The following is a 5806-nucleotide window of genomic DNA, read 5'->3' on the forward strand; positions in this document are numbered from 1 at the left end:
CGATGGTACTGCAGGGGGGACCCTGTGGGAGAGTAGGACGCCGCCGAACAATTTTTCCGGGAAAGCCCCGCACCTATGGTGCGGGGCTTTTCTGCGTTCCGGGTCCCTTTTTCCGCATCGCCTGCGCGCCTACATCGGGGCTACCAGGCGGGTGTCGTACGCCAGGATGACCGCCTGGACGCGGTCCCTCGCGCCTGTTTTGGCGAGGATACGGGTCACGTGCGTCTTCACCGTGGACTCGGCGAGGTGGAGGCGGGCGGCGATCTCCGTGTTCGACCAGCCCTGGCCGATCACGGTGAGGATCTCCCGTTCCCGTTCCGTCAGCGTGGTGATGCGCGGGTCCGACGCGGCGGGTGTGCCCGGTACGGCCGGGAGGTGGTGCACGTAGGCGTCGAGGAGACGGCGGGTCAGGGTCGGGGCCACCACCGCGTCGCCGGCGGCCACCGCACGGATGCCGGCGAGGAGTTCTTCGGGCAGGGCGTCCTTGACCAGGAAGCCACTGGCGCCGGCGCGCAGGCCGTCGTAGGCGTACGCGTCGAGGTCGAACGTCGTGACGATCAGGATGCGGGTGCGGGCACCCGAGGCGATGATGCGCCGGGTCGCCTCGATGCCGTCCAGGCCCGGCATACGGATGTCCATCAGCACGACGTCCGGGTGGTGGCGGGCGACCAGCCGGACGGCCTCGTCGCCGTTGCCGGCCTCACCGACGACCGTCATGTCGTCCTGGCTCTCCAGCAGCATGCGGAAGCCGAAGCGCTGCATCGGCTGGTCGTCGGCGATGAGTACGGTCGTCACTGGTGCGTGTCCTCCAGGGGAAGGCGGAGCCGTATCTGCCATCCGCCGTGGTCCGGCAGCGGGCCCGCTTCGAGGGTGCCGTCGTACAGTGCGGCGCGTTCCCGCATGCCCATGATGCCCTGGGCCGGCGGTGGTGTTTCCTCGGTGTCCGGGGTCGGGCCGCCTCCGTTGCCCGTGTCGGTGATGCGGGCGTCCAGGTGTGTGTGCGTGTACGTGAGGGTGACCGTCGCGGACAGGGGCTCCTGGTGGGGCTCTTCCGGGGGGCGCCGGTCCGTAGCGGGTGGGGTGGCGTGCTTGAGGGTGTTGGTCAGGGCTTCCTGGACCACTCGGTACACGGTGAGTTGGCGGCCCGGGGTGAGTGACTGCGGGCGGGGTTCGCCGTGGAGCTCCAGGTGGACGGGCAGGCCTGCCCGGCGTACGCGCTCGATGAGGGGGGCCAGTTCGTCGAGCGTGGGCTGCGGGGTGCGTTCGGCCTCGGGGTGGTCGTCGCGCAGGACGCCCAGGAGACGGCGCAGCTCGGACAGGGCCTGTCTGCTGGTGGCGCCGATGGTTTCCAGCGCCTGGCCCGCCCGTTCCGGGTTCTTCCGGGCCGCGTACGCCCCGCCGTCCGCCAGGCCCGTGATGACGGACAGGTTGTGGCCGATGATGTCGTGCATCTCCCGTGCGATGCGGGTGCGTTCGGCAGCCGCGGCGAGCCGGGCCTGCTGGTCGCGTTCGTGTTCCAGCCGGTGGGCGCGCTCGACCAGGGCTTCGGTGTACTCGCGACGCGTGCGGACCGCGATCCCCAGCAGGACGACGAAGACCAGGCCCCAGACATACGAGACCACTTGCTGGCCCCAGGTGGAGGGGATGCGGACGCCGATGGCCAGGACCGGGGCGACGAACAGCGCGGCCGCGGCCCCGACCGTACGGAAGGAGGAGCGCAGGACGATCTGGAACACCGGGATCAGCTGGAGGAGTGCGGCCTGCACCACGGCGCCCGTCCAGATGTTCACCAGGGACGCCGGTGCCATCAGCAGCAGGACGGCCATGGGGTGCGTGCGGCGCCACAGGAGCGGCAGCGAGAAGCAGAGGCTCATCAGGAGCACCAGCGCTTCGGGCGCCGTCACGTCGTCGTGTGCGACGGTCCGCCAGCCGCCTGAGGTGTAGTCGAGCACCGCTGCCACGGCCCAGAACGCGGTCACCGCCGCGTCCCAGACCCGTGGCCGACGGCGGTCGAAGGCGCGGAGGCGGTCCAGGGCGCCGCGGATGATCCTGGTGAGGGGGGCCGTGTCGGCGGGGCTGACGACGCCCCCGGTGCCGGCGGGCGGGGGAGGCGCTGTGGCGGCGTCGGGCGCCGGGAACGTGCCCGCGGCCTGGGGGTGGTCCGTCACCTGGTCGCTCTCCTCGTGGGTCAGACGTCGCGGCGGCCGAGCGCCAGCGCTGCCGCGGCCAGTGTCGTGCCCGCCCACAGGCACAGGGCGAGCAGTGCGGGTCCGGGGGAGACGGTGCCCGGGATGGGGGTGGCGGAGCCCAGGGCGCCGGCGGCCTGGGTGGGAAAGTACATGATGGAGCGCTCGACGGCTTCGTACGGGAGCATCCCGAGGATCTCCGGCAGGATCATGACGCCGCCGATGAACGCGCCGATGGCGCCGGGCACCGAGCGCAGCAGCGCGCCGAGGCCGAGAGCGATCAGGCCCAGCAGGGTGAGAGCCCCGGCGTTCCCCGCCAAGGCGCGCAGGATGCCCGGGTCGGTGAGCGAGGCGGCCTGGTCGGTGTCGTGGAGGAAGGCCTGGGCCGCCACGAACGTGACCAGGGCCGTGGCGAACATGACCGTGAAGACGGTGGCGGCGAACACCGCGGCCTTGGCCCACAGGACGGGGAGCCGGGCGGGTACGGCGGTGAGCGAGGAGCGGATCATGCCGGTCGCGTACTCACCGGCGGTCATCAGGATGCCCAGGACGATCAGGCACAACTGGCCGAGCATGCTGCCGTACAGGGTCAGGACGACCGTGTCGACGTCGGAGTCCCCGCCGCCGGAGGTGTAGGTCCCGGCCATGATCAGGCCGACGCCCAGGACCATGACGACCGCGGAGATGGCGGTGATCCAGGTGGACCGCAGGGACCGGAGCTTGTGCCACTCGGAGCGGAGGATCCGGGCCGGGGTGACGCGGTACTGGGATGACGGTGATGGTGGCAGCGATGGCGATGGCGATGGCGATGGTGATGGCGGTGTGAGCGGGCCGGGGGATTGAGGGGCGGGGTGGGGCGTGGTCATGCTGCTGCTCCGGTGAGAGGGGAGGGAGAGAGGGAGGCGGCGGGAGTGGCCGGTGTCCGCTGCTGCGGCCGGTGGTCCACCGATTCCTGGGTGAGGTCCATGAACGCCTGCTCCAGTGACACGGTCTGCGGCGTGAGTTCGTGCAGCGTGATCGCGTGCGCGGCGGCCACGCCTCCGATGTGAGCCGCTTCCACTCCTCGGATCCGGAGTTCGTGGGCGGGGGAGGCGGTGGTGGGGACGTGGGTGGCGGTGATGGTCACGCCCGGGTCCGCCAGGTGTGCGCTCAGTTCGTCCGGCTGGGGGGTGACGACCTTGACGGACGCCCCGCCCGCCGAGCGGATCAGCTCGGCCACCGTGGTGTCGGCGAGGAGCCTGCCTCGGCCGATGACGATCAGGTGGTCGGCGGTGAGGGCCATCTCGCTCATCAGGTGGGAGGAGACGAGGACCGTACGGCCTTCGGCGGCGAGAGAGGTGAGGAGGGTGCGGATCCACAGGACGCCCTCGGGGTCCAGACCGTTGACCGGTTCGTCCAGGATGACGGTGGCGGGGTCGCCGAGGAGTGCGGCGGCGATGCCGAGTCGCTGGCCCATGCCGAGGGAGAAGCCCTTGACCCTCCGGTGGGCGGCGTCGGTGAGCCCGGCGAGGTCGATGACCTCCTCGACGCGGCGGCGCGGGATGCCGTGGGTGTGGGCGAGGGCCATCAGGTGGTTGAGGGCGGACCGGCCCGGGTGGACGGACCGGGCCTCCAGCAGGGCGCCGACCTGGGTGAGGGGCGCGGGGTGGGTGGCGTAGGAGCGGCCGTTGACGGTGGAGCGGCCGTGCGTCGGGGCGTCGAGGCCAAGGAGCATGCGCATCGTCGTGGACTTCCCGGCGCCGTTGGGGCCGAGGAAGCCGGTCACTGTGCCGGGGCGGACGGTGAAGTCGAGGTCCTGGACGACGGTTCTGTCGCCGTACCGCTTGGTGAGTCCGTGTGCCTTGATCATGCGGTCGACGCTACGGAGACGGCGCGGCACGGTCGTCCGACCGGGGGCTGGACGTGGGTCTGGGGCGTAGTACCGGGGTACGACGGGGCGCGGGTGCGGGTGGGGTGCGGTCGCTTTGTGGGTGGTGGCGGCGGCGGTCGCGTTGGTGATGGTGGCGTTGGTGGTGGTCGCGGTGGCGTTAGTCGGTTGAACGTGGGGCGGGTGGGGGTGAGGATCGGGGCATGGATTACGTGATGCGTGCGGTGCGGGCTGACGAATGGCCGCAGGTCAGGCAGTTGCGGCTGGACGCTCTGCGGGACCCGGCGGCCCCGGTGGCGTTTCTGGAGTCGTACGAGGAAGCGGTGGCGAAACCGGACGCCTTCTGGCAGGAGCGCGCGGCTGACGCCGCCGAGGGCGGGGGCGGTCGTGTCCGGCAGTTTGTCGCGGAGGCGCCCGAAGGGGTGTGGGTGGGTTCGGTCACCGTGCTCGTCGAGAGCCCGGAGGACGATGTGCGCTTCGGGGAGGCGGCCGCGGTGGAACAGGCGCACCTCGTCGGTGTGTTCGTCCGTCCCGAGGTGCGGGGGACCGGGGTGACGGACGCGCTGTTCCGGGAGGCCGTCGCGTGGGCGTGGTCGCTGTCCTCGCCCCGGCTGGAGCGGGTGCGCCTCTATGTGCACGAGAAGAACCCGCGCGCCGCCGCGTTCTACCGGCGGTTCGGATTCGTCCCCTCCGGGCAGCGGATTCCGGCCCCGGGCGGCCGGGGCGAGTTGGAGTTGGAGTACGTCCTCGGGCGGGACGAAGGGTAGCGGCGGCGCTCCGGGGGCCTCTCGCCCTAAGGGCCTTCCGGCTGACCGGCTCCCGGGGCCGGAGCGTGCAGGCGTTCCTGCCAGCGGGCCCGTCCCTGTTCCCGGGAGCGGAGCAGCACCAGTGCGGGCATGCCCCGGTTCTGGCCGGTCGCCAGCAGCTCAGGGAGTTGGGGGAGGGGTGCCACAGCCGCGACGTCGTCGAGGACGAGTGTCATTGGTGGGTCGAGCCGACCGTCGGATGACCGTGCGGCCATGCGGCGGCCGTGCTCGACCACGTCTGCGGCGAGCGCGGTGAGGAGGGGCATCGCGCCGGGGCGGGAGCGGGGATCCTCGATGGGTTCGCCCACCAGATAGAGCGTTCCCCCTTCGTCCGCAAAAGATTCCAGCGCGAGGGAATCCGCTCGGTTAGCCGTGCAGGCCTCGCGGATGTGCACCGTGGACAGGGCGGCGAACGCCCGTACCGTCAGTTCCTGGGCCACTTCGCGCCGTTCGGGATAGGCGGTGAGGGCGGACTCCAGCAGCCCGGCGAGTCCGGACGCGGCCTTGGGGTGCGTACGGAGAAGGCGTACCGGTTCGTGGGCGCCGGATCCGGAGGCCCAGCGGAGGACCTGGCGGAAGGGGCGGCCGTCCGCCGCCGCGGCGTGCAGCCAGCACTGGAGGAGCGTCTGCGCCGTGTCGGCGACCGCCGCGTCGATCCTGGCCTGCGGGCGTACCGGGGCGAGCAGGGCGGCGGCGCGTGCGGCGGCGATGTCGGGGAGCTCGCAGCCCGTGGTGGGCGACCAGTGGAGGCGGGCCGGGGTGTCGCAGAGGTGGCCCGGGTCGTAGACGAGGACCGGGCCGAGCTTGGCGCGGGCGTCCTTCGTCTCGGCCCAGACGGTGGGGTCCGAGGTGACGACGAGGGCGGGGCCCTCGGCGTCGAGGACGGCCCGGACGACGGTGGGGCGCCGGGCGGGGGCGGGGGCGTAGACGAGGAGGGGGGTGCGGGG

6 protein-coding genes are annotated in these 5806 nt (G+C 72.2%); 1 reads left to right on the plus strand and 5 read right to left on the minus strand.

The genetic code is table 11. The features are described from left to right. Positions 1-129 precede the first annotated feature (129 nt). Genes CR470_RS35090 through CR470_RS35105 form a run of 4 tightly spaced genes read right to left on the minus strand, consistent with a single transcriptional unit; the run spans position 130 to position 4035 of the window. A complete protein-coding gene (locus CR470_RS35090) occupies positions 130-795 on the minus strand; it encodes a response regulator (RefSeq protein ID WP_097871527.1) in 666 nt (221 codons plus the stop codon). After that, positions 792-2168, minus strand: coding sequence for a sensor histidine kinase (locus CR470_RS35095; RefSeq protein WP_097871529.1), 1377 nt, complete (start codon positions 2166-2168; stop codon positions 792-794). Before CR470_RS35095 ends, CR470_RS35090 begins: the two co-directional genes overlap by 4 nt. Positions 2169-2188: 20 nt before the next feature. Then, the gene (locus tag CR470_RS35100) at positions 2189-3052 is read right to left on the minus strand and encodes an ABC transporter permease (protein WP_107489532.1); all 864 of its coding nucleotides are present in this window, start codon (positions 3050-3052) and stop codon (positions 2189-2191) included. Continuing rightward, a complete protein-coding gene (locus tag CR470_RS35105; RefSeq protein WP_097871531.1) occupies positions 3049-4035 on the minus strand; it encodes an ABC transporter ATP-binding protein in 987 nt (328 codons plus the stop codon). Before CR470_RS35105 ends, CR470_RS35100 begins: the two co-directional genes overlap by 4 nt. A 221-nt stretch (positions 4036-4256) precedes the next feature. On the opposite strand from CR470_RS35105, the gene CR470_RS35110 reads away from it, so the two are divergent. Continuing rightward, positions 4257-4820: a GNAT family N-acetyltransferase gene (locus tag CR470_RS35110; RefSeq protein ID WP_097871534.1), complete on the plus strand. Its 564-nt coding sequence runs from the start codon at positions 4257-4259 to the stop codon at positions 4818-4820. Between the two features lie 26 nt (positions 4821-4846). Here the strand turns inward: CR470_RS35110 and CR470_RS35115 are convergent. After that, positions 4847-5806, minus strand: a 960-nt coding sequence (locus CR470_RS35115; RefSeq protein WP_218923800.1) for a type IV secretory system conjugative DNA transfer family protein, incomplete at its 5' end; no start/stop codon positions are given.

The sequence above is a fragment of the Streptomyces sp. rh34 genome (assembly GCF_002551245.1).
GTDB lineage: Bacteria > Actinomycetota > Actinomycetes > Streptomycetales > Streptomycetaceae > Streptomyces.

Coding starts and splice junctions, on each gene's coding strand:
- CR470_RS35100 (WP_107489532.1), bottom strand. CDS start 3,052: ATGACCACGCCCCACCCCGCCCCTCAATCCCCCGGCCCGCTCACACCG.
- CR470_RS35105 (WP_097871531.1), bottom strand. CDS start 4,035: ATGATCAAGGCACACGGACTCACCAAGCGGTACGGCGACAGAACCGTC.
- CR470_RS35110 (WP_097871534.1), top strand. CDS start 4,257: ATGGATTACGTGATGCGTGCGGTGCGGGCTGACGAATGGCCGCAGGTC.